22 protein-coding genes are annotated in these 26,158 nt (G+C 35.8%); 11 read left to right on the forward strand and 11 right to left on the reverse strand.

Going from position 1 to position 26,158, the window contains the following annotated elements; genetic code table 11:
- The first annotated feature begins 83 nt into the window (after positions 1-83).
- Complete coding sequence (locus AC51AA_RS14060; RefSeq protein WP_500702860.1) at positions 84-431, forward strand: toxin-antitoxin system YwqK family antitoxin; 348 nt, start codon at positions 84-86, stop codon at positions 429-431.
- Positions 432-503: 72 nt separating this feature from the next.
- Here the strand turns inward: AC51AA_RS14060 and AC51AA_RS14065 are convergent, their stop codons facing one another.
- From AC51AA_RS14065 to AC51AA_RS14095, 7 genes are all read right to left on the reverse strand, one after another.
- Entirely contained in the window at positions 504-1,619 is a 1,116-nt protein-coding gene (locus AC51AA_RS14065) for a PepSY-associated TM helix domain-containing protein (protein ID WP_500702861.1), read from the reverse strand.
- Between the two features lie 80 nt (positions 1,620-1,699).
- Positions 1,700-4,153, reverse strand: a complete 2,454-nt coding sequence (locus tag AC51AA_RS14070; RefSeq protein ID WP_500702862.1) for a TonB-dependent siderophore receptor — start codon at positions 4,151-4,153, stop codon at positions 1,700-1,702.
- 127 nt (positions 4,154-4,280) lie between these two features.
- Positions 4,281-5,822 carry a PepSY-associated TM helix domain-containing protein gene (locus AC51AA_RS14075; protein ID WP_500702863.1) on the reverse strand — a complete coding sequence of 514 codons (1,542 nt, stop codon included), beginning with the start codon at positions 5,820-5,822 and terminating at the stop codon, positions 4,281-4,283.
- Positions 5,823-5,825: 3 nt separating this feature from the next.
- Complete coding sequence (locus tag AC51AA_RS14080; RefSeq protein ID WP_500702864.1) at positions 5,826-6,128, reverse strand: hypothetical protein; 303 nt, start codon at positions 6,126-6,128, stop codon at positions 5,826-5,828.
- A gap of 25 nt (positions 6,129-6,153) precedes the next feature.
- Positions 6,154-6,486, reverse strand: a complete 333-nt coding sequence (locus tag AC51AA_RS14085; RefSeq protein ID WP_500702865.1) for a hypothetical protein — start codon at positions 6,484-6,486, stop codon at positions 6,154-6,156.
- Positions 6,487-6,849: 363 nt separating this feature from the next.
- Positions 6,850-8,079 carry a 2-oxoglutarate dehydrogenase complex dihydrolipoyllysine-residue succinyltransferase gene (odhB, locus tag AC51AA_RS14090; protein WP_500702866.1) on the reverse strand — a complete coding sequence of 410 codons (1,230 nt, stop codon included), beginning with the start codon at positions 8,077-8,079 and terminating at the stop codon, positions 6,850-6,852.
- A gap of 126 nt (positions 8,080-8,205) precedes the next feature.
- Positions 8,206-10,980, reverse strand: a complete 2,775-nt coding sequence (locus AC51AA_RS14095) for a 2-oxoglutarate dehydrogenase E1 component (RefSeq protein ID WP_500702867.1) — start codon at positions 10,978-10,980, stop codon at positions 8,206-8,208.
- Between the two features lie 116 nt (positions 10,981-11,096).
- On the opposite strand from AC51AA_RS14095, the gene AC51AA_RS14100 reads away from it, so the two are divergent.
- The gene (locus AC51AA_RS14100; RefSeq protein ID WP_500702868.1) at positions 11,097-11,648 is read left to right on the forward strand and encodes a hypothetical protein; all 552 of its coding nucleotides are present in this window, start codon (positions 11,097-11,099) and stop codon (positions 11,646-11,648) included.
- Between the two features lie 42 nt (positions 11,649-11,690).
- Here AC51AA_RS14100 and AC51AA_RS14105 read toward each other — a convergent pair whose 3' ends face one another.
- Both AC51AA_RS14105 and AC51AA_RS14110 read right to left on the reverse strand, forming a co-directional pair.
- The gene (locus tag AC51AA_RS14105; protein WP_500702869.1) at positions 11,691-12,044 is read right to left on the reverse strand and encodes a hypothetical protein; all 354 of its coding nucleotides are present in this window, start codon (positions 12,042-12,044) and stop codon (positions 11,691-11,693) included.
- Between the two features lie 71 nt (positions 12,045-12,115).
- Entirely contained in the window at positions 12,116-13,090 is a 975-nt protein-coding gene (locus AC51AA_RS14110) for a polyprenyl synthetase family protein (protein ID WP_500702870.1), read from the reverse strand.
- A gap of 273 nt (positions 13,091-13,363) precedes the next feature.
- Here AC51AA_RS14110 and AC51AA_RS14115 point away from each other — a divergent pair, with 273 nt between their 5' ends.
- From AC51AA_RS14115 to AC51AA_RS14135, 5 genes are all read left to right on the forward strand, one after another.
- The gene (locus AC51AA_RS14115) at positions 13,364-13,885 is read left to right on the forward strand and encodes a YceI family protein (protein WP_500702871.1); all 522 of its coding nucleotides are present in this window, start codon (positions 13,364-13,366) and stop codon (positions 13,883-13,885) included.
- A 103-nt stretch (positions 13,886-13,988) separates the two neighbouring features.
- On the forward strand, positions 13,989-14,588 hold the full coding sequence (locus AC51AA_RS14120; protein ID WP_500702872.1) for a TetR/AcrR family transcriptional regulator: 600 nt from the start codon (positions 13,989-13,991) through the stop codon (positions 14,586-14,588).
- A 17-nt stretch (positions 14,589-14,605) separates the two neighbouring features.
- A complete protein-coding gene (locus AC51AA_RS14125) occupies positions 14,606-15,940 on the forward strand; it encodes a TolC family protein (RefSeq protein ID WP_500702873.1) in 1,335 nt (444 codons plus the stop codon).
- Between the two features lie 9 nt (positions 15,941-15,949).
- Positions 15,950-17,017: an efflux RND transporter periplasmic adaptor subunit gene (locus tag AC51AA_RS14130; RefSeq protein ID WP_500702874.1), complete on the forward strand. Its 1,068-nt coding sequence runs from the start codon at positions 15,950-15,952 to the stop codon at positions 17,015-17,017.
- Positions 17,018-17,046: 29 nt separating this feature from the next.
- Entirely contained in the window at positions 17,047-20,223 is a 3,177-nt protein-coding gene (locus AC51AA_RS14135; protein ID WP_500702875.1) for an efflux RND transporter permease subunit, read from the forward strand.
- A gap of 85 nt (positions 20,224-20,308) precedes the next feature.
- On the opposite strand, the gene AC51AA_RS14140 is transcribed toward AC51AA_RS14135, so the two are convergent.
- Positions 20,309-20,752 carry a retropepsin-like aspartic protease gene (locus AC51AA_RS14140; protein WP_500702876.1) on the reverse strand — a complete coding sequence of 148 codons (444 nt, stop codon included), beginning with the start codon at positions 20,750-20,752 and terminating at the stop codon, positions 20,309-20,311.
- Between the two features lie 128 nt (positions 20,753-20,880).
- Between AC51AA_RS14140 and AC51AA_RS14145 the strand changes: the two genes are divergently transcribed.
- The 3 genes from AC51AA_RS14145 to AC51AA_RS14155 all read left to right on the forward strand — a co-directional run bounded on the left by AC51AA_RS14145 (position 20,881) and on the right by AC51AA_RS14155 (position 23,872).
- Positions 20,881-21,648, forward strand: a complete 768-nt coding sequence (locus AC51AA_RS14145; protein WP_500705642.1) for a TatD family hydrolase — start codon at positions 20,881-20,883, stop codon at positions 21,646-21,648.
- 63 nt (positions 21,649-21,711) lie between these two features.
- Positions 21,712-22,851, forward strand: coding sequence for a 1-acyl-sn-glycerol-3-phosphate acyltransferase (locus AC51AA_RS14150; protein ID WP_500702877.1), 1,140 nt, complete (start codon positions 21,712-21,714; stop codon positions 22,849-22,851).
- Positions 22,841-23,872 (forward strand): asparaginase, encoded by a 1,032-nt coding sequence (locus AC51AA_RS14155; RefSeq protein WP_500702878.1) that lies wholly within the window; start codon positions 22,841-22,843, stop codon positions 23,870-23,872. Before AC51AA_RS14150 ends, AC51AA_RS14155 begins: the two co-directional genes overlap by 11 nt.
- A 61-nt stretch (positions 23,873-23,933) precedes the next feature.
- Here AC51AA_RS14155 and AC51AA_RS14160 read toward each other — a convergent pair whose 3' ends face one another.
- Positions 23,934-25,166, reverse strand: a complete 1,233-nt coding sequence (locus AC51AA_RS14160; RefSeq protein ID WP_500702879.1) for an MFS transporter — start codon at positions 25,164-25,166, stop codon at positions 23,934-23,936.
- 90 nt (positions 25,167-25,256) lie between these two features.
- Here AC51AA_RS14160 and AC51AA_RS14165 point away from each other — a divergent pair, with 90 nt between their 5' ends.
- Complete coding sequence (locus AC51AA_RS14165) at positions 25,257-26,129, forward strand: LysR substrate-binding domain-containing protein (RefSeq protein ID WP_500702880.1); 873 nt, start codon at positions 25,257-25,259, stop codon at positions 26,127-26,129.
- The last annotated feature ends 29 nt before the right edge of the window (positions 26,130-26,158 follow it).

Consider the following 26,158-nt stretch of genomic DNA (forward strand, 5'->3'; position numbering starts at 1 on the left):
ACCAAATTGTTAACTAAAAGTTTTTTTAATGTAAACTAATCATTATATTTGATAAAGATTTGATAACATTAATACCTGAAGTTATGAAAAAGTGTGTAATTTTAGTTGCAATATTGTTCTCTGGAATACTAGCTGCACAAGAGATAAAACCAGAATTAGAAGTGGTTGGAAATAGAGTCAAAGCGACTTACTATTATGAAAATGGTGATGTCCAACAAGAAGGCTTTTTTAAGGATGGTAAATTAGATGGCGTTTGGGTATCGTACAATGAAAAGGGGAATAAAATGGTAGTGGGAGAATATACCAACGGATTGAAAACTGGAAAATGGATCTTTTTCAATGAAAAAAATCTTTGTGAAGTAACTTATGATAACAGTAAAGTTAGTGCTGTGAAAAACATGCAAAAAAGCGCAGTAGCCAATAAAAATTAAAGGCTACTAAAAAAAAGACTATCTTGTATAAGTAAAAAGACGAAACCTGCCGATTTAATCGAGCAGGTTTTTTTATGCCTTTAATTTTTTGCAGGATTTTTTTCTTCTTCCATACCAAATCAGAAAACCGGTTACCGGCAAGGCTGCAGCAGTTAAACTTACGATAAAGGCAATAATTTTCCCAGGTAAATTTAAAACTTGACCGGTATGGATGCCATAGTTCATTTCGACGACTTGTAAGCCCAAACTTTTAGTATCATAAGGATCACTTTGAATTAAATTGCCACTTTGGGGATGGAAGAAATAATTACTCTGGTGATCATATCGCAGACTATGTGGATACGCACCAGTATTGATAGCCTCGTCTTTTTTTTGTGGAAAGGTCACAAAGAGCATTTCGGCTTTGGGTTGTAGTTTTAAGGTTTCTACAAGGGCACGATCTGTTGCTCTAGTGGTATTGTTAGCAAATTTAGTGCTGTCAATTACGGGAGTTTTTGTTTCCAGAGCTATGTCCCCACCAAAATTGAAGGTTTTATAAATGCCATCTCCGACCCATTCGTAAGTAAAGGTCAGACCTGTGATGGCCATAATAAGAGCAATAATGGAGATGTAAAAACCAGATATATTGTGCCAGTCGTAATTGACGCGACGCCATTTAGCGGACCATTTTACGCTAAAGCTACGTTTTAGGTCACTTTTACGTTTGGGCCACCATTGGATAATCCCACTGATTAAAAGTAGAATAAAAATAATAGTAGAACCGCCTATAATGTGTTTACCGATATAATCGGGCAGTAGTAAATACAAATGAATTTGCTCCACGATTATAAAAAAATCGTTTTCTGGATTTTCTGTTTTTAGATGTGCTCCGGTATAAGGATTGAAATAAAGGGATAGATTTTCGGTATCGGAATAGGTGTATACAATAGCAGATCTGTTTTTTCCATAATAGGAAACCATACTCGATTTGTAGTGGGGAAGAATTTCTTTGGCTTTTTCTTGTAAGACAGAAGGCAATACAAAAGCTTTGTTTTGAGGAGCAACCAATCGCCATTCTTTGCGCGTAATGTCTTTTATTTCATCGTGGAAGCAAAAGATACAACCCGTGATACTAACAATGAAAACAATAAGCCCAGATAGTAATCCGAGCCATTTGTGTATAAAGCGTATTTGTTTTTTGAATTGCATGTCTTTTGAAGAGAATCTTTTAGCGGGCAAAAATACCATTAAAAGAAGGTTCTAGAATAAAGATTTTTTATAAAGTAAACTTAAAATTTATAGGCTATACTTCCCATAAAAGTTCTTGGGTTTTGTACATTGACAGTGGTATAACCATTAAAATAGAGTTCATCTGTCAGATTATCTACCTTTAAAGAAAGTCTGTATCTGGGTTGGTCATAATAGAGCGTAGCATTTACAATTGAATAAGAAGGCAAAGCAAACCTTTCGGCATCGGTAGGATTTCCTGAGCCAGAAGGATTTCGGTTGTAAATAAAGGTTTCATCGCCATAATTTCCTCCAATACCAAAACCTAAGCCTCTTAGTTTATCGTTTTGTATACTGTAACTAATCCAATAGTTAATTAAATTTTCGGGACCAGCTGTCTCAGGTCTGAATCCGTTTACGTCGGCATTTGCATTGTTTAATTTACTGTTGTTGAAGGCATATCCAAAAATAAAGTTTAATCCAGAAATAGGATTAGCCGTCACTTCAAGTTCAAATCCCTTACTGGTTTGATTTCCATCTTGTACGTTTGTATTGACCAATTGGCCAGCACGAACAATGTTTTTTACATCAATATTATAATAACTTAAATTAGCGCTTAATTTATTCTGGAAAGCATTTATTTTAAAACCGGCCTCGAACTGATTGGCTTTTTCAGGATCAAATTGCTTTAGTTCAGGAGCTCCATCTACATTGGCAAATAGGTAACCCATGTTTTTAAAGCTATTTTGATAGTTTCCGAAAATAGCCACTTTGTCTTTTACAATTTGATACACTATCCCCAGTTTTGGAGAAAAAGCGTTTTGTGAGAAAGCTCCGGATGTCGTATTTGCAGCAGGATCAAAAGTTCCATTGTTTTTGTAATGATCAAAACGCAAGGCTGCTGAAAGGAATAATTGATCCGTAATGTTGATCACATCTGCAGCATAAAGACTGTAGGTAGTTAAGGAATTAAGGGTTCTGTATTGGTAGCCATTAACAAAGAGCGGTTCGATATTAGTTGGGCTAAAATTGTAATAGTTTGTATTGGCCGCAGCGTAATCTACAATGTCGTAATCTGTTTTAAACGGATTGTTGGCATCTCCACTTAGATAACCAATGCTGCTGTTGGTTTCCGATCTCAAAATATCGCCACCAAAAAGCAATTGGTGTTTCATGCCCAAGAGTTCTGCTTGACCATTAAAGTTCTGTTGGAATTCAATAATATTATCTTTTCCCACCATATTCCAAGCATTTCTCGACATTTTATTGTTGCCTAACAAATAAAACCAAGCCTGAGGTCCATCGGACTCATTGGCACTTGAGCTAAAAATAGTTTGCGATTTCCAGTTGTCATTTAGGATATAAAGTGCCTGTGCAAAAACGTTAGCTGTTTTAGTGTTCATCATAAACTCGCCGCCAGTAAAAGATCTTTTCCAGTCTCTGTTTATCTCATTGGCATTATGTAAATTGATGCTGTTTGGCGATTCACCATACGGAATATAAGTAAAGGCCGGAGATGATGAGTTCACCTTTCCTAATTCGGCATCAATAGAAATAGTTAATTTATCATTTACTTTATAGGAGAAGGACGGTGCGAAAAAGTAGCTGCTGTTTTTTCCGTAATCTTGAAAAGTATGGGCGTCATTGTAGGCTACATTTAATCGCAGTAAAGCCGTTTTATCTGCATTAAGCGGAGTGTTAAGATCAGCTGCCAAACGGTTTAATCCATAACTTCCCGATTGATAACTAATTTCTCCTCTATAAGTTTCTGTGGGTTTTTTGGTCACTCTATTGATCAAACCACCGTAGGAAGTTAAAATGCTTCCAAAAAGAGTCGCTGAAGGTCCTTTTATACTTTCGATTCTTTCTAAGTTCGAAGCATCAACACTATTGGTGATTTTTCCAGCGATTCCGTCTCTTAATAAACTTTGTGTTACAAAACCACGTGAAGCGAAGTAAGAGCCTCCGTCTCCAACCTTTCCAGTCGCGGCCCAAAGCTGATACAATCCAGGTACATTCTTTAGTGCTTCATCTTGGTTAATTACCAATTGATCTTTCATTAAACTTTTGGTTACCACACTGTATATCTGAGAATTTTCAAGATTTTTAATGGGCATTTTGGAAACAAACGGACTCTCGGATTTGTTGTATTTATTAATGTTACCTTTAATAAAAACTTGCTCTAGTTCTTGGGTACTGGAAGAAATAATGAAATCCTCTACAATTTCAATTTCTCCGTTAACAACGATTTTCTTTTCTTTTGTCGTATGACCAAGTGTTGATATACGTAAGGTATAATTTCCTAAATTGATATTTTTTATTTCATAAGAGCCTTGAGCGTCAGTGAGTGTTCCTATTTTTGTTCCTTTAAGTTGAACCGTAACATTTTCTAAAGCTTCGCCATTTTCAGATCGAATGATTCCTTTTATAATTGTTTTTTGTTGTGCAAAAGCCGATGTTTGGGCAAATAATATAAAGCAAAGACCTATTAGAGATATTGTAAATTTCCCTTTCATTTTATTTAGAATAAATATTGATAGGGCAAAAGTAGGGCTAAAAGTTAACGTGACAAATTATGAAAAGTTAAATCATTCGATAGAAAGTGTGAGAATAAAAAGGGTTTGTCTTTTTCGTATGTAGCAGTTATTTTTTAGGTTTTAAGGAATAAGCAATATAGAGCGTTATGGAAGCCAAGCTAATCCAAAATAGATCAATAAAGAAAAGTTGAGTTTGGTTTTGAGCAAATGTTTTCCAGAACCAGTTTCCTGTGCAGATTCCATTGGCTACAGGAATAAGGAAGCCTAAAATACTGCCCAATACTAAGCTGAATTTATTGGTGAAAGCATTGTTCTTTTTTAGTATGAAAAAGAGGGCCAATGTCAACCAACCTATGAAATAGAGGGAATAGATATTGGATTGTCCAAGGGGATGAAATACTTTCGTTGCGATAAAGGCCAAGGCGGTAATGGGATACATGCTCAAACAAATGGCCAAATAGATGCGCACAACAGCTTCGTTAAAACGACGTTTGTTTTCGGGCATGTTTTTCTTGTCTCGTGCAACAAGCCAAATCATTACACCGGAGATAATGACAAAACAAGTGATGATACCAAGAACAAAACTTATTATTTTGAGTGCATATCCGCCATAATCACCAAAATGAATTCGGTATAAAACGTTCTTCACCACATCGAGATAGGTCGTTTGGGTTAAGGGGTCTTTTTGAGCAACGACTCTACCATTGGCAACCTTATAGATTACTTTTCCAATTCCCGTGAATTTTTTGTCGTATTTTAGTTCGCCTTCTACCAAAACATGCATGTTGGCGTCGCCGTAGTTTTGTATGTAAACACGAGTGATTTCAAAATCGTTCCAACTGCTTTTGGCTGTAGCGACTAATTGGTCAATACTAAAGGGAGTGGCTAATTTTTTATTAGTCCATTTATAGGTTGGATCCGTATATTCTAGATCTTTATATAATTTGTTCTGATCTCCTTTGTAAAGAGCTATTACACTGGGTGTCACGATGAGTAACTTAATCATAAAAAAGGCTCCTGTAACAGCGTAGACAAACTGAAAAGGCAGGCCGATCATCCCTAAGGAGGTGTGGGCATCTGTCCATAGGGTCTTTAATTTTTCTTTTGGTCTAAAAATGAAAAAGTTGGTTACGATTTTATTCCAATGCAATAGAACCCCTGTTATGATTGCAAAAAGAAAAAATAGGGCGACAAACCCCGAAAGATAATAGCCAAAAGGATAGGGTACTTGAGCAAGAAAATGTAGGCGATATAAAAATTCACCTAACGAATAGGAGTTTTCGTAAGTGTACGTTTTAAGGTTTTTGGTGTCTAAATAAAAAAAAGCGCTTTCTTTTAATTTGGCCGGGGCTAGAGTGTCGGCTGTTCCTTCTAGGTAAATGTTTACCCTTCTCTCTACACTGTTTTTAGAAATGGAGATATTTCTTCCTTGTAAAGTATACTCTTTGTCTAAATGGAGTAGTGCTTTATCGTAGTCTAGTTGAATATTCTTGGTGATGTTGACTGATTCACTACGTTCCCAATTGATGATTTCATCCCTGAAAAAGGAAAAGGATCCGGCAAAGAATATGACGAACAAGACCACACTGATCACAATGCCACTTACGGTATGCGTATGAAAATAGATGTTATAGTTGCGATTATTCATACTTTAGGTCGTAATAGGGTTATAGGTTTGTAGAAGATATATAATGCTGCAAAAAATACTAGTCAATAAGAGGTAAATGCTCCATATTTTCCAACCGTTTTTTGCTAAAAATGCTACAATCATTAAAACAACCCAAAGAATAAATCCGCTAAAAGCCATGGTGATAATGATATTAGCAGGATTGAAGCAAGAGGCCAATGCGAGGTGAAAACTGATTGAAACGAAATAACCTCCAACAAGGGCAGCTGTTATTTTGGCAAAACGTTGCCATTTGGATTGGGTTAGGTATTTTGGATTTGCCGGCATATTTTAGGAAGGTCAAATAGTGGGATTAGCAGTAGTAAAATTCTAAAAGTTCGGCCATTGCAAATAGTACTACTATTGCTTTGCTCGAGATCACTTTTAAAGGTGTCAGGATAACAATCAAACTACCGATGGTCATAAGTTGAATTAAGAAAAGCAAAGTAGCCGTACCCAAAGCAGTACTAAAAAGCCATAATACATAGGCTAAAAGCAGTAATCCTGCACTTATAATTTTGGTTGGTCTGGGGTTTCTTTGTATCCATTTTTCAATACGGTAATCATACGACAATAGAGCCCTTTTGGACGTGTAGTATAGGGTATAAAAAGAGGAGAAAACGAAAAGGCTGGCTACTGTTATCATGACTTTTTTGGGGTTGGTTAGCATTTAAAGGTGAAACTTGTAGCAAAAGCGCTAAGTACTTTCGAATGTAGGGTGGACCAGCCATGATAAATTTCTTCGCTTGGCATGTTGTGTACTTTGAGTGTATTGGTCAATTTTAGCTTCAAGTTATTTAGAATTGATTTTAATAGCACAAATTTATGTTATGAAAAGCAATAAAACAAACTATTCTTACTTATTCTAAATAAAGTTAATTAAACTGCAAGAGAAGGGATATTGGAACAGGAAATACTTATTTAGTAAAGGACTCTGGTCGTTTGGAAGCAAAAAAAAACCTGTTCAAATGAATGAACAGGTTTTGATTTATTTTGAGAATGATAAGAATTACAATTCTAAAGCACGTTTAGCATCGCCATTCATCAATAATTCAACTGGATTTTCTAAAGCTTCTTTCACCGCAACTAAGAAACCAACTGACTCACGTCCGTCGATGATTCTGTGGTCGTAAGAAAGTGCTACGTACATCATTGGGTGAATTTCTACTTTACCGTTTACAGCAATTGGACGCTCAATAATATTGTGCATACCTAAAATTCCTGATTGAGGAGGGTTGATAATTGGTGTACTTAACATACTTCCAAAAACACCACCATTAGTAATGGTAAAAGTTCCACCAGTCATATCGTCAACTGTAATTTGACCGTCACGAGCTCTAAGTGCTAATCTTTTAATTTCTGCTTCAATTCCACGGAAAGTTAAGTTTTCAGCATTACGAACTACAGGAACCATTAAACCTTTTGGTCCTGAAACGGCGATAGAGATATCAGCGAAATCATAAGCTACTTTATAATCACCATCCATCATTGAGTTAACATCAGGATACAATTCTAAAGCTCTTGTAACTGCTTTTGTAAAGAAAGACATGAAACCTAAACCAAGACCTCCATGTTTGGCTTTGAAAGCATCTTTGTATTCGTTACGAATTAAGTTGATTGGCGTCATGTTAACTTCATTGAAAGTCGTTAACATTGCTGTTTCATTCTTAGCAGCAACTAATCTCTCTGCTACTTTACGACGTAACATTGATAATTTAGTGCGTTCTGAACCACGGTTTCCTCCTGTTGGAGTTCCCATTGAAGGTACGGCGTTTACAGCATCCTCTTTGGTGATTCTTCCAGCTTTACCAGTTCCTGAAACAGTTGCTGGTGCTATGTTTTTTTCGTCTAATATTTTTCTCGCTGCAGGAGAAGGAGTTCCAGAAGCATAAGTTGCTGCTGGAGCAGGAGCTGCTTTTGGAGCTTCTGCTTTTACTTCCGCTTTAGGAGCTTCCGCAATTGGAGCTGCTGCTGGTGCAGGAGCATCTCCGGCAGGTTTTGCTGCACTAGTATCAATCAAGCATACAACAGCTCCTACAGCTACTGCATCGCCTTCTTCTGCTTTTAACGTAATGATTCCACTTGCTTCAGCTGGTAATTCAAGAGTAGCTTTGTCTGAATCAACTTCAGCAATAGCTTGATCTTTTTCTACATAATCTCCGTCTTTTACTAACCATGTTGCAATTTCAACTTCTTTTATTGATTCCCCTGGTGATGGGACTTTCATTTCTAAAATCATGTCGTGTTATTTTAAATTATGAATTTATATTTTAATTGTTCTAAAAAGAACTTGTTTGTTTTGTTCTACTGCGTAAAGCTCCTTTTTTAAAATGAGCTGGTGTACAGCATGAAATAGTGTCTTGGTTTATCGGAATAAATTTTTATCAAAAACCATTCTAATAGCATCTGCATGACGACGTTTCGCACGTGTGTAACTTCCTGAGGCTGGTGCAGAGTACGCTTTCAATGAAGCTAATCTCCACTTCACTAGGTCGAAGTTCATTAACATAAAGCTGTAAGCTCCCATGTTTTTAGGTTCCTCTTGTGCCCAAACGTAATCATCAGCATTTGGATATTGTGCAATGATTTCTTTGATTTGATCTACAGGGAAAGGGAATAATTGCTCAATACGAACAACAGCAACATCATTTCTTCCGTTGTTTTCTCTTTCAGCTACGATATCATAGTAGAATTTACCAGTAACGAAAACCAATGTTTTAACCTCTTTTTTGTTTACAGTATTATCGTCGATAGTTTCTTGGAAACTTCCGTTTTCTAATTCTTCAACTGTAGAGACACATCTTGGATCACGTAGTAAACTTTTTGGTGTAAATACCACAAGCGGCTTACGGAATTTTGTCTTCATTTGTCTTCTCAACAAGTGGAAGAAGTTGGCTGGCGTTGTACAATCTGCAACATACATATTTTGTCTAGCGCATAATTGTAAATAACGCTCCATTCTTGCAGAAGAGTGTTCAGCACCTTGACCTTCGTATCCGTGAGGTAATAATAAAACAATACCATTTTGGTTGTTCCATTTGTCTTCACCACAGGAGATATATTGGTCAATCATGATTTGAGCACCGTTTGAGAAATCTCCAAATTGAGCCTCCCAAATAGTTAAGGTATTTGGACTAGCTAATGCGTATCCATAATCAAATCCTAAAACACCATATTCTGATAAGTGCGAATTGTAAATATTGAAATTTCCTTTTTTACCTTCAAGGTTGTTGATTAGAATAACTTCTTCTTCGGAGTCTTCCACTTTTACAACAGCATGACGGTGAGAGAAAGTTCCACGTTCAACATCTTGACCAGAAATACGAACATCATAACCTTCACGTAATAACGAACCGTAAGCTAAATGTTCTGCCATTCCCCAATCTAATAGATTGGTATCGAAGAACATTGTTTTTCTGTCGTTAATTAATTTCTGAATTTTGCTTATGAATTTCTTGTCTTGTGGTAAGCTAGAAATCGCAGTTGCAATAGCAGTAAGGCCTTCTTTAGGATATGAAGTATTTACATTTTCAAGCATTTGCGTATCTGTTACTTGCACAAATCCGTCCCATTCGTTTTTCATGAATGGAGTAATGATGGTCAAATCTTTTTTACGAGAAGCTTCTAAATTCTCCTCCATTGTAGATTTGTATTCTTTTTCTAGTGCATTTACGTAAGTAGCATTGATGATACCGTCAGATAATAATTTCTCTGCGTAAATGTCTCTAGGATTTTTGTGTTTTGCGATGATTTTGTACAGAACTGGTTGTGTAAAACGAGGCTCATCTCCTTCGTTGTGACCGTATTTTCTATACCCTAATAGATCGATAAATACGTCGCGACCAAATTTCATTCTGTAATCTAATGCGAAAGATATTGCGTGTACAACAGCTTCAGCGTCATCAGCATTTACGTGTAATACTGGTGATAATGTTACTTTGGCAACATCAGTACAATAAGTAGACGAACGCGCATCTAGGTAATTGGTGGTGAAACCAACCTGATTGTTAATTACAATATGGATGGTACCTCCAGTTTTGTATCCTTCAAGTAATGACATTTGGATGATTTCATACAAAATACCTTGTCCTGCAATAGCAGCATCTCCGTGAACGGCAATAGGCAATACCTTTGAAATATCATGAGGATAATATTTCTCTTGTTTGGCTCTAGTGATTCCTTCAATTACAGCACCAACAGTCTCTAAGTGAGAAGGGTTCGGAGCTAAATTGATATTGATGTTTTTTCCCGTTCTTGTTTTTTTGTCAGCTGTAAGACCTAAGTGGTATTTTACGTCACCATCAAAATATTCTTGATCGTAATCCTTACCGTCAAATTCACCAAAAATATCTTGAGTCGATTTACCAAAAATGTTTGCCAAAACGTTCAAACGACCACGGTGTGCCATTCCCATAACGAATTGTTCAACACCTTTTTCAGCAGCTTGTTCGATCAAAGCGTCTAGAGCAGGGATAATCGATTCACCACCTTCTAATGAAAAACGCTTTTGTCCTACATATTTTGTATGCAAAAAGTTTTCAAAAGAAACGGCTTGATTTAATTTATTTAAGATAATTTTCTTCTCTTCAGAAGAAAAGTTAGGTTGATTGTCATTAACACCTATTTTATCCTGTACCCATTTTACAACGCCAGGATTACGGATATACATATATTCAATACCAATATGTTGGCAGTAAATCGCTTTAAGGCGATTTATAATATCTTGTAAGGTGCTTGGAGCAAATCCGATTACTTGACCTGCGTCAAAAACTGTGGAAAGATCTGCAGTAGTTAGTCCGAAATTTTCAAGATCCAAAGTTGGCGATGATGTTCTACGATCACGAACTGGATTTGTTTTAGTGAATAAATGACCACGTGAACGGTAGCCATCAATTAGTTTTAAAACATTGAACTCTTTTTGTAGTTTTTCGGAAACGAGACTACAGTCTGTATTGTTAGCGGCAAATTCAACAATTTGCTGAACAGGATTTTCGTCATTATAAGTAGTCATTCCAAAGTCGAAACCTTGAAAAAAACTTCTCCAGCTTGGCTCAACGCTATCTGGATTTATTAAATATTGATCATATAATTGGGCGAAAAACTCTGTATGCGCTGCATTTAAAAATGAAAACCTATCCATAATATTAGTGAATATACTTTTTGTTAAATAGAAAGGCAAAAGTACAACAAACGCATTTATTAAGATCTTTTTTTTGCGTACTTTTACGTAAAAATTTGTTAAAAATAGACCCAGCTATGAATAAAATTCAAATTTCAATCGTTTTCAATCGTTTTTTTATGATTTTGGTCGTCTTGTTTTCTACTTCTGCAATAGCGCAGCAAAAGTATGTAATTGACAATAAAAATCATTTTTGGGAGAAAGTTCAGTTTGGAGGAAGTGTTGGTTTGGGGATAGGTTCGGGCTATACGGATATTTCGGTAATGCCAAGTGCAATTTATAATGTTAATGAAGTGGTAGCGCTTGGTGGTGGATTGCAGTTTGGTTATTTATCTTCTAGAAATTACTATACTTCTACTGTATATGGGGGCAGTTTGGTTGGGTTGGTCAATCCGATTCCAGAAATTCAGTTATCGGCCGAATTAGAGCAAGTAAGAGTCAATACAAATTACAAAGCCAATAATAATAGAGGGAGTTATTCGGATGATTATTGGAATACGGCCTTATATTTAGGTGCAGGTTATCGCGCAGGTAACGTGACCATCGGAGCGCGTTACGATGTTTTGTTTGATAATGATAGAAGTCTATACGGTTCCGCCTTTATGCCTTTTGTGAGAGTTTATTTTTAAAGAGGGCTCTGACCTATTAAGGATGACGCTATTAAGAGGTTTTTATTTGTAAAAGTTTTTGAACCAAACCTTTTGCCATTCTCTTTTTAAGATTAAAAACGAAACCTGTTCGGCTAGAATAACTAAATCAGATCCGTCTAGTTTTTTTATTTCACTTTCAGAGACATCAATAATATAGAGCAGGTTCAGGTATTCAGCAAACTTGTACTGAATCATGCGGTATATTTTTTCGTGAAGTTGGATCTTTAATTCTTCGGGAGAAATACTCATCGGGAAATCTATTCCTTCATTGGCCAAATTGAAATCTTTATTGATTTGTACGATCAAATCGAGATACAAAGATTCCTTTTGGGCTTCTTCAAATAATAGATCGCTATTTAATGGCGTAATATACATATTTCTTAAATTTCAATGGCGTTAGTAAAAAATCAATTCAATGTGTGGGATTGATTTTTATGCTTGCTGTTTTAAACCTTTCTTCCCATTAAGTTTTCACCAAAAGTTCTTAGAATGTTTTTCTTTTCGGCGTTGATATCCATTTTTTCTAAGGTCTCAAATGCTTTATAGGTGTACATTTCTATGGCTTCCTGTGTTGCTTTTGAAGCACCGGATTCGTTGAAAATGGTTTTTGCAGTTTCAATTTTAGTGGTATTGTCTTCTAATTGTAAATTGAATATTTTTTGCAATTCTGCTCCTTTTTCAGCAGTCGAAAATTCCAAAGCTTTTAGGTATAGATAGGTTTTTTTATTTTCGATAATATCACCACCCACTTGTTTGCCAAAGGTTTCAGGGTCGCCAAAGGCATCCAAAAAGTCATCTTGAAGTTGGAAGGCTAATCCTAAATTTAGTCCGAAATCATAAATTAAATCAGCTTCTTTCTCGGTGGTTTTAGCGACAATAGCACCCATTTTCATGGCAGCAGCAACTAAAACAGCTGTTTTATATTCAATCATCTTTAAGTATTCGGCAATGGTGACATTGTTTCTTTCTTCAAAATCAACATCATATTGCTGTCCTTCGCAAACTTCCAGGGCCGTTTTACTAAATAATTTTGCTAAATCTCTAAAAACAGTGGGTTCGTATTGTTCGAAATACTGATAAGCTAAGATTAGCATGGCATCACCAGAAAGAATAGCGGTATTGGTATTCCATTTCTCATGAACAGTTTCTTGTCCTCTTCGCAAAGGAGCATCATCCATTATGTCATCGTGAACAAGTGAGAAATTATGAAATACTTCCACAGCCATTGCTGCTGGAAGAGCAACGTTATAAGGAGTGTCGAAAACTTCTGAAGTCATTAGTGTCAGTACCGGACGCATGCGTTTTCCGCCAAGGCCTAAAATATATTCAATGGGGTCATATAGCGTTTTGGGCTCTTTGTTTATACTCTGGTCTTTTAAATAACTAATAAAAAAATCTTGGTACTGACTAATATCGTGCATAAAATGTAAATCTGATTTGCGAGCCCCAAAGATACAATTCAATTATGAATTATTTCTTGCTTAAAAATTTAATACACGTTAAGATTTAAAATTACACTTTAATAAGACTCATTTTGAGTGTTTTAGAATTTGTTGTAAAAAAACTTGGAAACTTTTTTGGTGTTTCGAGTTTCCTGTCTATATTTGCACCATCAAAAAAAAATCTTGAAGGATTCAAAATCTTGTTTTTGAATGATTTAAAAGGATTGATAACTTAAACAAAACCATTGATTTATGAAGACAACATGGACCCTAGATTCGAGCCAATCTGATGTTTTAATTAAAATGAGACATTCGATCATTGCCTATATGGGAGGAACTACAAATAAATTTGATGGTTATGTAAGTATTGAAGATAACGAAATCGAGGATGCCTCTGTTGAATTTTCATTAGATATCAATAACAAAAATGATAGTTTCCAGCAAATTGATACGTATTTACAGCTTCAAGATCTTTTTGATGTAAATGAGCATCCTATTATCAGTTTTAAATCGACTTCTTTTCAAAAAGTGAATCACAATATCAATTTTTTCAAAGGTGACTTAACGATTAAAGATGTGACTAAAGTGGTCGAGTTTGATGCAGAATTCATCGGAGTGAATTCTTATAATGGCCAGAAGAAAGTGGCCTTTGAAATCAAAGGAGATATTAAACGTCAAGATTTTGGTTTGGCTTATAACTCCTTTAATCAAAATGGAGGTTTGGCCTTGGGTAGAGATATTAAGCTTATAGCTAATTTAGAATTTAGTATATAAATCTTGGAAAGTGAAGAAAGATAAAATTATTAAAACTATATGGGAAGCTTTTTTAGAGTAATAGTGTAACCGGTATAGGTATAGTACAATTTGAAAGACAAAGATGAAAGATAAAATTATATCCAAAGCAAGTGAGTTATTTTTAAAACTGGGTTTTAAAAGTGTTACGATGGATGATATTGCCAGTGAAATGTGTATTTCGAAAAAAACGATTTATAAATACTTCTGTAATAAAGAAGTTTTAATAGGAGAAAGTACCGCAACAGTTCATGCACAGGTGCATGAAGTTATTGATACTATTGTAGCGAAGAATCTTAATGCGATTCATGAAAACTTCGAAATCAGAGAAATGTTCCGTGATATGTTTAAAAACAACGCAGACACATCGCCTATTTATCAGCTTAAAAAGCACTATCCAGAGATCTATCAAAATGTTCTAACGAACGAAATTGATCAATGTAGCCAATATTTTAGTGAGAATATTCAAAAAGGAATTCGCGAGAAACTCTATCGTGAGGATTTAAATATAGAGGTCTACGTGAAGTTTTATTACACATTGATTTTCCATATTAACGAAAACACGGTTTCAGAAAGGGAAGCTCAAAAAATCGAATTGGAAGCCTTGGAGTATCACACTAGAGCCATGGCAACACCGGAAGGAATAGTCGAATTAGAAAAACAACTTAAAAGAATTACTACTTAATTATCAATTTAGAATCTATGAAACGAATCATTCTTATATTTTTGTGCACCATTGGCCTCTCAGCCAATGCACAAGTTAAAGTCTTAAGCTTAAAAGATGCTCTTACTTATGCGCTGGAAAATAAAGCTACCGCAAAGAAGGCAAAATTACAGGTTGAAAATAGTGAGTACCAAATTCAAGAAGTGCGCTCTAGAGCCTTGCCTCAAATCACAGGGAATGGAAATTTAACGTACAACCCTATTTTACAAACAAGCGTTATCGATGGAGGGTCTTTTGGGCAACCAGGAACTTCTATTCAAGCGACTTTTGGTCAAAAATGGACTTCAGGAGCTGGAGTTTCATTGACGCAAGCCTTGTTTGATCAGGCTGTTTTTACTGGATTGAGAGCGGCAAGAACTACACGTGAATTTTATCAAATAAACGATCAATTAACAGAAGAACAAGTAATTGAAAGAGTAGCCAATAGTTACTACGGAGTGTATGTACAACGCGAAAGATTGACTTTGTTGGATAGCAATTATGTCAATACAACTAAAGTGCGTGACATTGTAAAAGGGCAATTTGATAATGGCCTAGCTAAAAGAATAGATCTAGATCGTATTATCGTGAAAATGTCGAACATTAGCACTGAGCGTCAACAAATCAAAAATCAAATTCAATTGCAAGAAAATGCGTTGAAATTTTATATGGGGATGCCTATCGAATCTCAAATCGAAATTCCTAGAGAAGAATTTGAAGTTACTCCTGCTGCCTTAACTGAAATGCCAAATGTAGAAAACAGAACAGAGTATTTGTTGTTGAGAAAACAAGAAGAGCTATTAGGATTCAAAAAGAAATCTATTGAAGCAGAATATTACCCAACACTTTCGCTAAGTGCGGGATATAACTATATCGGTCAAGGTCCAGAAATGCCTCTTTTTGCGAAACCATCATCGGGGGTTTATTGGTCAGATTATTCGGGAATTGGATTGAATTTAAAGGTGCCTATTTTCACAGGTTTTGGAACGCGTTCAAGAGTGAGACAAGCTGATGTGAGTATCCGTACACTACAGGAAGATATTAAAGATACCAAACTTTCGCTTGATCTGGATTATAAAAATGCGATGACGCAAATTGAGAATAATCTAGTTACGATTGAGAATCAAAAAGAAAATATGCGATTGGCTAGCGAGATTTTAAGTAATATTAAAAACAATTATCTTCAAGGATTGGCATCATTAACCGATTTATTGGATGCTGAAAATGCATCGATTGAAGCTCAAAATAATTATACCAGAGCAATTTTAGATTATAAAATTGCCGAAATAGCATTAATCAAATCAAAAGGCGAACTTAAAACTCTTATCAAATAATTAAACAAAATGAAGAAAACTATTATAACTATCGTAATCATAATTGCAGCATTGGCTCTGATTGGATTTGTCTTAAATAAAAATAAGAAAGAGAATAAAGAAAAAACAGATATAGTAGCAGAGAAAAATGCTGCTGTGTCCGTAAAAGTTGCTGCGGTTAAAACCGAAGAAGTGGCATTGGATTTTGTAGCCAATGGAAATTTCCAACCTACTCAAGAACTGACTTTCTCTGCTGAAAAATCAGGAAAAGTTATTAGTGTTTTAGTTAAAGAAGGAGACTATGTAAGAGTAGGGCAAACTCTTTTGACTATGCGTGGTGATATTATTGATGTAAATGCACAACAGGCACAAGCCGTTTATCAAAATGCAAAATCGGATTATAGCCGATATGAAAATGCTTTTAAAACCGGTGGTGTTACTAAGCAACAATTAGATCAAGCAAGATTGGCTTTAACCAATGCAGAGTCTAGTTTAAAACAAGCTAGAATTAATGTTGGGGATACTAGAGTAAAAGCGCCAATCAATGGATTTATCAATAAAAAATATATTGAGCCAGGATCTATCTTGACGGGAATGCCAGCCACTGCATTGTTTGATATTGTAAACGTTTCTAAATTGAAATTAGTAGTTACAGTAAATGAAAATCAAGTAGCTAGTTTAAAAAAGGGACAGGTTATTAATGTAACGGCAAGCGTTTATCCTGATAAAACGTTTTCAGGTAAAATTACTTTTATTGCGGCAAAAGCAGATGAGTCTTTGAGTTTTCCAGTGGAAATTGAAATCACAAACAATGTAAGCAATGACCTAAAAGCAGGTATGTACGGAACGGCAAATTTTGCTTCCAACCAACAAAAACAAAACATGATGGTTGTGCCTAGAAATGCTTTCGTAGGAAGTGTGAGCAGTAACGAAATTTTTGTAGTTGCAAATGGTATCGCTAAACTAAGAAAAGTAACTGCAGGAAGAATTTTGGGAGATCAAGTTGAAGTGATCAACGGATTAACTGATGGTGAAACTGTAGTGGTTACAGGTCAAATTAACTTGCAAGACGGTAATACAGTAGAAATTATTAAATAATTGATTTTAATAATCAAGAAGAAACATATATGAAATTAGCCGAAATATCCATAAAACGTCCGTCGTTAGTCATTGTACTGTTTACAATTCTAACACTTGGTGGATTGTTCAGCTATAGCCAATTAGGTTATGAGTTGATCCCTAAATTTGAACAAAATGTTATTACTATTTCTACCGTTTATCCTGGAGCTTCTCCAAGTGAGGTGGAAAATACAGTGACTAAGAAAATAGAGGATGCGATTGCATCCTTAGAGAACGTCAAGAAAATTGACTCCAAATCGTACGAAAGTTTGTCTATTGTATCGATTACACTGACATCAAATGCAAAAGTCGATTTTTCATTGAATGATGCGCAGCGTAAGATCAATGCGATTATCAGTGATTTACCCGATGACGTTAAGACCCCGGCATTGACTAAATTCTCCTTGAGTGATTTACCGATTATGACCTTGGGCGCCAACGGGAAAATGGATGAGGCAGCATTTTATGACTTAATTGACAAAAAAATAGCCCCTATTTTATCTCGAGTACAAGGGGTAGCACAGGTAAATATCATTGGAGGTTCGGAGCGTGAGATTCAAGTAAATCTTGATGCGATTAAAATGCAAGGGTATGGACTATCTGTTCCAGAGGTACAACAAAATATTTTGACTTCGAATTTAGATTTCCCAACAGGAAACATTCAAACTCGTGAGCAAAAAATATTAATTCGTTTAGCGGGTAAATATAAAAGTGTTGAAGAACTAAGAAACTTGGTGGTTTCTTCTAAAAACGGAATTCAAATTCGTTTACGTGATATTGCCGATGTGCAAGACACGCAAAAAATTGCTGAGAAAATATCCCGTGTGGATCAAAAAAGTGCGATTGTTTTACAAATCGTAAAACAATCTGATGCCAACGCCGTAGCGGTAAGTGAGCATTTGTTAAAGACAATTGCTGTTCTTGAAAAAGATTATAAGGTAAATCAGTTAAAGTTAGAAGTAGCAAAAGACAGTACTGTTTTTACTTTAGAAGCGGCTGATTCGGTAGTACACGATTTATTCTTTGCAGTAATATTAGTGGCATTTGTAATGTTATTTTTCTTGCACAGTATTCGAAACGCACTGATTGTAATGGTTTCTATTCCTGCCTCTTTAGTTGCAACCTTTATCGGTATTTACTTCATGGGGTATACCTTGAACTTAATGAGTTTATTAGGATTGTCTCTGGTGGTAGGTATTCTAGTGGATGATGCGATTGTGGTACTGGAGAATATTTACCGACACATGGAAATGGGTAAAAACAGAATTCGTGCGTCCTATGATGGAACGGCAGAAATCGGTGGAACTGTAACTTCGATTACCTTGGTAATTGTGGTGGTATTCTTGCCTATTGCGATGAGTTCTGGATTAGTTTCTAATATCATTACACAATTTTGTGTTACGGTAATTATATCCACTTTATTATCACTTTTAGCTTCCTTTACTATTATCCCTTGGTTGTCCTCTCGTTATGGTAAATTAGAGCATATTGAAGGAAAGAACCTATTTGGAAGAATTATTCTTGGTTTTGAAAGTTATTTAACTCGTTTTACGGACTGGGTTTCTCATCTGTTGACTTGGTGTTTGGATCATTATATTAAAACGCTTGCCGTAGTTCTGGTATTGTTCTTTGGATCTACTATAGGATTAATGGGTGGTGGTTTTATCGGAGGTGAGTTTTTCGCTGCTTCTGATAGTGGAGAGTTTTTGGTTCAAATCGAAATGCCGAAAGATGCTTCGCTTGAACAGACCAACTTTATGACGCAAAAAGCCGAGGCTTACTTAAAAGGAGAAGAATACGTTCACAGTCAAATTACGACAGTAGGTCAAACCAGTGAAGGTTTTGGAGCCTCACAAGCGACTGCATACAAAGCGGAGATTAACGTAAAAATGATCGATCAAAAAGACCGTACGGATGGCGCCTCTGTTTATGCTGCCAAAATCAAACGTAAACTAGAGAAAGTACTTGTTGGTGCAAAGGTTAAAACGGTTCCAGTTGGTATTTTAGGTACAGCAGAGGATGCTACTTTAGGGTTAATTGTAACAGGTCCTTCAACAGAAGCAGCAATGGGGTTTGCTAAATTAGCTGAGGCTGAGTTGCGTACCATTCCTGGAACAACAGAGATTAAATTAACTGTTGAAGACGGAAATCCTGAGATCAATGTAAAGGTAGATCGTGATAAGATGGCTGCATTAGGCTTATCTCTTCAAACGGTTGGTCTAACGATGCAAACGGCTTTTAGTGGAAATACTGATGGTAAATACAGAGCAGGAGAATACGAATACGATATTAATATCAGATACAATGCTTTTGATAGAAAAAGTATTACGGATGTGAGTAGTCTAATTTTTATAAATGCAGCAGGGCAACAAATTAAATTGTCTCAATTTGCTGATATTACGGAAGGATCAGGACCTAGCCAATTAGAGCGTAGAGACAAATCGGCTTCGGTAACGGTAAAAGGACAAAACGTTGGAGTTCCTTCAGGAACAATTGTTGCACAATGGCAAGAAAAATTAGATAAACTTAAAAAACCAGTTGGAGTGAACTATATCTGGGGTGGTGATATGGAAAACCAATCTGAAGGATTTGGTACATTGGGTATCGCTTTACTTGCGGCTATTATTTTGGTTTACCTAGTAATGGTGAGTTTGTATGATAGTTTTGTTCACCCGTTTGTGGTATTGTTTGCGATTCCACTTTCGTTTATTGGTGCGATGTTAGCCTTGGCTTTGACTAATAATTCATTGAACATCTTTACAATTTTAGGTATTATCATGTTGATTGGTCTGGTGTGTAAGAATGCGATCATGCTGGTGGATTACACCAACCAACGAAGAGCAGCAGGAGAATCAATCAGAACCGCCTTAATTCAAGCCAATCACGCTCGTTTGCGTCCAATTTTGATGACCACTATTGCGATGGTATTTGGTATGTTCCCAATTGCATTAGCATCAGGAGCAGGAGCAGAGTGGAAAAACGGTTTGGCTTGGGTAATTATCGGTGGATTAATTTCTTCCTTATTCTTAACCTTGATCGTAGTTCCTGTGATCTATAATATCATGGAAAAAATCATTCATAAGTTCTCAAAAGGAGAGAAAATCGATTACGAAACTGAAATGTTTGCTGATTATACACCAGCAGAATTAAGTGAAGACGGTTATAATCCTAAACATACCCATTAATTGATTTAATTTTAGATTGAAAATCCCAAATTCCGTAAAAGGAGTTTGGGATTTTTTTATGGAGGTCTGTCAAGAAATTCAGAAGTTACAATTGTTTCAAGTACAAATAGTGATTGAAATAATCGATGATCGCTTTACCTTCCAGTAAAACATCCGCGCCTATAATACCATGAACAGCTTTAGCCTTGTGTGATTTCAAGGCTTCATTTACATGAGAAAGATCAAAAATAACGATATTAAAATCGAGGCTTTTCCAGCGACCCAGTTGAAGATGGTTGTGTACTGAAATTTGTGTGGTCATTCCAGTGGCTCCAGCGCCAGATGCTTTGGTTTTAGAGTTTTTAGCCGCTAGTTCAAAACGCTCTATGCTCTCAAATCCAACGCAGGAATTAGAAGCTCCAGTGTCTAAGATGAAGTTTCCAGAAACACCATTGATCTTGATTTTGATCAGTAAATGTTGTGTTTTAGTGATTTTAAATTTGATTTTTCGGTACTTTTCTTTCTTGAGAATTTGGTGTAAATCTTTCATTTTTTGCTGCGATTGAAAATCAAAAATAAAGCAAATGTTATCAAAAAGCTAATGCCTTTAATCGTATTGGGATAGTTTTTATTAATATCGTAAATTTGTGTTTTTAAAATACAAATTTGGATTCAACAGTGATTATTACCGATACACACACACATCTTTACTCTGAGGAGTTTGATCAAGATCGTGACGACATGATGCAAAGAGCGATTAACGCTGGCGTGACACGTTTTTTTATTCCCGCAATCGATGCTGCAGCAACGCAATCGATGTACGATTTAGAGCAAAATTATCCTGATTATGTGTTTTTGATGATGGGGTTGCATCCTACGTATGTAAAAGATAATTATCTTGAAGAGCTCAAGCATGTGGAGACTGAATTAGCCAAGCGAAAGTTCTATGCCGTTGGTGAAATCGGAATTGATTTGTATTGGGATAAAACACATTTAAAAGAACAGCAAATTGCCTTTAAACAGCAAATTCAGCTAGCGAAGAAATACAAATTACCTATAGTGATTCATTGCCGTGAGGCTTTTGATGAAATTTTTGAAGTACTTGAAGAAGAAAAGTCGGAAGATTTATTTGGGATTTTTCATTGTTTTTCTGGAACGCACGAACAAGCTCTGCAAGCAATTTCATACAATATGAAATTGGGAATAGGCGGGGTCGTGACTTTTAAAAACGGAAAGATTGATCAGTTTCTAAATCAAATCGATTTAAAACATATTGTACTAGAGACGGATTCTCCTTATTTAGCTCCAATTCCATACAGAGGAAAGCGAAATGAAAGTAGTTATCTCGTAAATGTAGTGGCAAAATTAGCTCAGCTTTATGGAGTTTCAGAAGCCGAAATTGCTACAATTACCACCCAAAATTCGAAAGACGTTTTTGGGATTTAACCCAATAGTTGGTTTACTTTGATTTTTTTTTTGTTCTTTTGCCCACTAAAATAGATATTTATAATGCAGCAGAGATTTGATGCCATTCGACCTTTTTATGATTCCGAAATAAATGAAGCACTTCATGGTGTAGTTAATCATCCGATGATGAAAGCCATGATGAATTTTACTTTTCCAGAATTAGAGGATGAAGTTTGGAAAGAACAACTTAAGAAGACACATTCTATACGTGATTTTCAATGCAATTTTATTTATAATACCATTCAAAAAGTTCTTGAAAAAAGCTCAGAAGGACTAACGACTTCAGGTTTTGATAAATTAGAGAAAAATACTTCTTATCTGTTTGTTTCAAATCATAGAGACATTCTTTTAGATACCACCTTATTAAATGTGTGCTTGTTCGAGCATGGTTTGGTGATGACCGCTTCAGCAATTGGAGATAATTTAGTTAAAAAAGCGTTCTTGAGCACTTTGGCCAAACTAAATAGAAACTTTTTGGTGTTAAGAGGTTTAACCCCAAGAGAGATGTTGCAGAGCTCTAAATTATTAGCCGAATATATAGGACATCTATTGATGCGTGAAAATCGTTCCGTTTGGATTGCCCAAAGAGAAGGTCGTACCAAAGACGGAAATGATGAAACCAATCCAGGCGTTTTAAAGATGATTGGAATGGGCTGTGATGAAGATAATTTGATGAACTATTTTAAGAAACTTAAGATTGTTCCTGTTTCTATTTCATATGAATACGATCCGACTGATGTGTTGAAGATGCCACAATTAATGGCAGAGGCGAACAATGAAGTCTATATCAAAGAAAAAAATGAAGATTTCATGACCATCTTAAGTGGTGTAATGGGATCTAAGAAAAGAATACATATTTCTGTTGGTGACGTGTTGGATACTGAGATTGATCAGATTATGGCAGAGAACGACAATGGAAACAAACAAATTCAGGCTTTGGCTCAGGTAATAGACGATGCAGTTTTGAAAAACTATCATTTATGGCCTACTAACTTTATTGCTTACGATATCTTAAACGGTACAGATAGATTTTCTCATTTATATAAAGAAAGTGAAAAGTCCCTATTTGAACGTCGTTTAGAAATGCGTATTGGAAGTGATAATCCAGTAACAAGACAAGGATTTTTGGCTATGTATGCTAATCCTGTTGTAAACAAATTAAAATACAACGATGTCATCTAAGGCGAAAATACTCTTAATCTATACCGGTGGAACCATTGGTATGAGTAAAGATTTTGAGACAGGAGCGCTGAAAGCGTTCAACTTTGGTAAGTTGTTGCAGAAAATTCCAGAGATTAAGCAGTTAGATTGTGAGATTGAGACGGTTTCTTTTGAAGAGCCTATTGATTCATCGAATATGAATCCTGAGATGTGGACCAAGATTGCAGAGATTATCGAAGAAAGTTACAGCTCTTTTGATGGTTTTGTGGTGTTGCATGGGTCGGATACGATGTCTTATTCTGCTTCTGCATTGAGTTTTATGCTGGAGAATTTGGCTAAGCCAGTGGTGTTTACAGGCTCGCAACTGCCAATAGGGGACTTGCGTACCGATGCCAAAGAAAATTTAATTACCGCGATTCAAATTGCTTCACTTCAAGAAAATGGGAAACCAGTAATCAATGAAGTTTGTTTGTATTTTGAATATAAATTATATCGAGGTAATCGTACCTCTAAAGTAAATGCAGAGCACTTTAAAGCTTTTACCGCTCCAAATTATCCTGAATTGGTAGAATCTGGAGTACATCTAAAATTAAATAGACATTTATTTCTTCCTTTAAAAACGGATGCTCAACTGATTGTGCACAAAAACTTAGACAATCATGTAGCGATTATCAAAATGTTTCCTGGTATGAGTGAAACCGTTTTGGCTGCGATTCTGGCAATTCCAGATTTAAAAGGGATAGTGTTGGAAACGTATGGTGCTGGAAATGCGCCAACTGAAGATTGGTTTTTAAACCTAATTCGCAAAGCAATTCAATCGGGTTTACATATTGTTAATGTTACACAATGTTCAGGAGGAAGTGTTAATATGGGACAGTATGAGACTAGTACCGTATTGAAATCCTTAGGCGTTATCTCAGGGAAAGATATTACCACAGAAGCGGCCATCACAAAATTAATGTATTTATTAGGACACCCTATTGCTCAAGGAGAGTTCAAAACAGTTTTTGAAACAGCTTTGCGTGGGGAAATTTCACTCTAAATAGACGACCTAAGTCATTTCAGCTCAAGTTAAATTGCTATGGGACTAAGAGGGTGAAGAATTAATTTTTATAACGAACTTGGCAAGTATTTAAATCTTCCACCGTTTTGTGGTTTTTGTAATACACATAGACAATTACCGATAGGATACAAATTACTCCCTGAATTGCTACCGTATGACGGGTTCCTATGATATGGGACACATATCCGATGATCAAACTTCCTACTGGAATCATTCCTTGATAAGCCATCAAATAGTAACTAATACTCCTAGAGCGCATTTGTACGGTACTTTGGGTCTGAACATAAATATTGATGGATGAGGTTTGTGCCATCATACCAAGACCACTTAACGCCATGCAAATAAGGGCTACAGTTAGATTGTTTGAATAGGCGAGTATGATTATACTAAAACCTAATAATAAGCTCGCAGCAATCATTATTTTGCCCATGTTGTCTGATTTCTTAAGATTAGCTAGATATATTGCCGATACGATAGAGCCAATTCCTGCTGCACTTTCAAACCAACTAAAGGTTTGAGCATTTCCACTAAAAATGTCTTTGGCAAAAACAGGCATTAAAGTATTGAAGGAAATGACAAATAAACTACTACACATCAACATTAAAAGCATTTTGGCCATTTCTGTTTCTTTTCGAACGTAATCTAAGCCTTCAATAAAGTCATCTAGCATTTTAAGTTTGTCTGTGGCTTTAATATGAGGTGTGATTTTCATCATTAATAAAGAAATCAAAACCGGAATATAACTCAAGAAATTTCCAATAAAACAGATGTCTTCACCGTAGTTGTGCAAAATAATTCCGGCTAAGGCAGGACCAGCAATTCGAGCGAAATTGTTTAAGGTAGAGTTTAGTGCTACGGCATTGGGTAGATCTTCTTTATTGTCTACTATATCAATCATCATGGTTTGTCTACAAGTCATATCAAAGGCGTTGATGATTCCTTGAATTAGACTTAGTGCTAAAATAAAGTTGATGTTGTATATTTTGAGGTAGATTAATAAAGCTAAAGCACCCGCTTGAAGCATGGCCATAGACTGCAGTAAAATCATAGCACGATGTCTATCGTAACGGCCAATAATACTTCCTGCTAAGGGAGCCAGGAACAAAGATGGAATCATGCTTAGAAAGGTGGCTAGTCCTAACAAGAAAACAGAACCCGTAACGCTGTAGACCATCCAACTTACGGCAGTTTTTTGAAGCCAGGTTCCAATTACAGAAACAGATTGTCCGTAAAAGAACAATTTGAAGTTTTTTGATTTTAGCGCTTTAAACATGATACTTATTATTTTCTACAAAGTTCGGGATTTTGATTTCATTAGAAAAATTAATAATTTTACTGATAATGATTAGTAAAACTTATTAATATGGAAATCTATCAACTACAGTATTTTATTAAAACGGCCGAAGTTCTTCACTTTACCAAAGCGGCTGAGTTGTGCTTTGTAACCCAATCGGGTTTGTCTCAACAAATAAAAAAGTTAGAAGAAGAGCTAGGTATGCCTCTGTTTGTAAGGATTGGTAAAAAAGTTCAGCTTACAGAAGCAGGAGCTGTTTTTTTAATTCATGCCAAACAGGTGATTGAAAACGTGCAGAATGGTAAACAAGCCATAGAGGACTTGAATGAAATGATAGGTGGTGAATTACGAATTGGAGTTACTTATATTTTTGGGCTACTGGTTTTACCAATAGTCAATCTGTTTGCCAAAAGATATCCGAATCTAAAAATTGTCGTAGAATATGGCTCGACCGAACCTTTGGAGCATAAATTACTGAACAATGAATTGGATTTGGTTTTGGTTATCTCCTCCAAAGAGATAAAAGAAACCATTCAGAAAATCCCTTTGTTCACCTCGAATTTGGTCGTGGCTGTTTCAAAGACGCATCCATTAGCTGTTTTTGATAAGATTGCCTTTAAAAAAATTGAGGAGTATACCCTTATATTGCCTGCTAAAGGGTTTAGCTCTCGAGAATTTCTCGATGAATTGTTTTTGAAAAACAATATGAAGCCTAAAGTGGCTATTGAATTAAATGCTGTTCATGCGCTTTTGCAATTGGTGGAAGAAAACGATTGGGTTACTGTAGTAACCGAGAAAGCCCTAAAAGACTGGGATAATTTGAAAGCAATTGCTATTACAGGGGTTCCCACAAAGAGAGAATCGTTTATGTTAACCATCGAAGGGGCGTATCAGAAAAAGGCCGTGAAACTATTTATGGAAGAATTTAGAAAAAGTATGTAAAGGAATTGTGATTTTGTTTTTCTAAGTCA

This window comes from Flavobacterium sp. OHVDL-2026-0007 (assembly GCF_059882335.1).

What these genes read in the sequence shown, in the direction of transcription:
- AC51AA_RS14060 (WP_500702860.1), top strand. Translation starts at nt 84, where the DNA reads ATGAAAAAGTGTGTAATTTTAGTTGCAATATTGTTCTCTGGAATACTA.
- AC51AA_RS14065 (WP_500702861.1), bottom strand. Translation starts at nt 1,619, where the DNA reads ATGCAATTCAAAAAACAAATACGCTTTATACACAAATGGCTCGGATTA.
- AC51AA_RS14070 (WP_500702862.1), bottom strand. Translation starts at nt 4,153, where the DNA reads ATGAAAGGGAAATTTACAATATCTCTAATAGGTCTTTGCTTTATATTA.
- AC51AA_RS14075 (WP_500702863.1), bottom strand. Translation starts at nt 5,822, where the DNA reads ATGAATAATCGCAACTATAACATCTATTTTCATACGCATACCGTAAGT.
- AC51AA_RS14080 (WP_500702864.1), bottom strand. Translation starts at nt 6,128, where the DNA reads ATGCCGGCAAATCCAAAATACCTAACCCAATCCAAATGGCAACGTTTT.
- AC51AA_RS14085 (WP_500702865.1), bottom strand. Translation starts at nt 6,486, where the DNA reads ATGATAACAGTAGCCAGCCTTTTCGTTTTCTCCTCTTTTTATACCCTA.
- odhB (WP_500702866.1), bottom strand. Translation starts at nt 8,079, where the DNA reads ATGATTTTAGAAATGAAAGTCCCATCACCAGGGGAATCAATAAAAGAA.
- AC51AA_RS14095 (WP_500702867.1), bottom strand. Translation starts at nt 10,980, where the DNA reads ATGGATAGGTTTTCATTTTTAAATGCAGCGCATACAGAGTTTTTCGCC.
- AC51AA_RS14100 (WP_500702868.1), top strand. Translation starts at nt 11,097, where the DNA reads ATGAATAAAATTCAAATTTCAATCGTTTTCAATCGTTTTTTTATGATT.
- AC51AA_RS14105 (WP_500702869.1), bottom strand. Translation starts at nt 12,044, where the DNA reads ATGTATATTACGCCATTAAATAGCGATCTATTATTTGAAGAAGCCCAA.
- AC51AA_RS14110 (WP_500702870.1), bottom strand. Translation starts at nt 13,090, where the DNA reads ATGCACGATATTAGTCAGTACCAAGATTTTTTTATTAGTTATTTAAAA.
- AC51AA_RS14115 (WP_500702871.1), top strand. Translation starts at nt 13,364, where the DNA reads ATGAAGACAACATGGACCCTAGATTCGAGCCAATCTGATGTTTTAATT.
- AC51AA_RS14120 (WP_500702872.1), top strand. Translation starts at nt 13,989, where the DNA reads ATGAAAGATAAAATTATATCCAAAGCAAGTGAGTTATTTTTAAAACTG.
- AC51AA_RS14125 (WP_500702873.1), top strand. Translation starts at nt 14,606, where the DNA reads ATGAAACGAATCATTCTTATATTTTTGTGCACCATTGGCCTCTCAGCC.
- AC51AA_RS14130 (WP_500702874.1), top strand. Translation starts at nt 15,950, where the DNA reads ATGAAGAAAACTATTATAACTATCGTAATCATAATTGCAGCATTGGCT.
- AC51AA_RS14135 (WP_500702875.1), top strand. Translation starts at nt 17,047, where the DNA reads ATGAAATTAGCCGAAATATCCATAAAACGTCCGTCGTTAGTCATTGTA.
- AC51AA_RS14140 (WP_500702876.1), bottom strand. Translation starts at nt 20,752, where the DNA reads ATGAAAGATTTACACCAAATTCTCAAGAAAGAAAAGTACCGAAAAATC.
- AC51AA_RS14150 (WP_500702877.1), top strand. Translation starts at nt 21,712, where the DNA reads ATGCAGCAGAGATTTGATGCCATTCGACCTTTTTATGATTCCGAAATA.
- AC51AA_RS14155 (WP_500702878.1), top strand. Translation starts at nt 22,841, where the DNA reads ATGTCATCTAAGGCGAAAATACTCTTAATCTATACCGGTGGAACCATT.
- AC51AA_RS14160 (WP_500702879.1), bottom strand. Translation starts at nt 25,166, where the DNA reads ATGTTTAAAGCGCTAAAATCAAAAAACTTCAAATTGTTCTTTTACGGA.
- AC51AA_RS14165 (WP_500702880.1), top strand. Translation starts at nt 25,257, where the DNA reads ATGGAAATCTATCAACTACAGTATTTTATTAAAACGGCCGAAGTTCTT.